This window comes from Gilvimarinus sp. 1_MG-2023 (genome assembly GCF_030548285.1).
Window position 1 is genome coordinate 1 of sequence record NZ_JAUOSC010000222.1, and the last position, 413, is coordinate 413.

The window sequence follows — 413 nt, forward strand, 5'->3', positions numbered from 1 at the left end:
CATAAAGAGCTGCTTGCCTGTCCCATCAACATCATAATAATAACGGAGTTCTTGATGCGTCTGATCAAGGCATATTGCTTTATGGTCACCCTGTCTCTGGTGACCACGACCGCATTGGCACAATGGGTCGATCCCTTGCAAACCCCCGCGCAAACCAGCGCAAAAGCCCATACCGCCTTACTGCTTGATATCACCCAGGCCGGTGAGCGGCTGGTGGCAGTGGGGGCTTTTGGTCATATCCTGTATTCCGATGATCAGGGAGCGAGCTGGCAACAGGCACAAGTGCCTGTCAGCGTGACCCTGACCGCTGTGAGTTTTGCCGATGCGCGCCATGGCTGGGCTGTCGGCCATGACGGCATTATATTGGCAACCGAGGATGGCGGCCTGAACTGGCGCAAGCAGCTGGATGGTTT

At 55.7% G+C, this 413-nt stretch carries 1 protein-coding gene; it reads left to right on the top strand.

The genetic code is table 11. The features are described 5' to 3' along the window. Positions 1 to 54 precede the first annotated feature (54 nt). Positions 55 to 413: WD40/YVTN/BNR-like repeat-containing protein (locus Q4563_RS16525; protein ID WP_303605259.1), on the top strand; the 359-nt coding region annotated here is incomplete at its 3' end.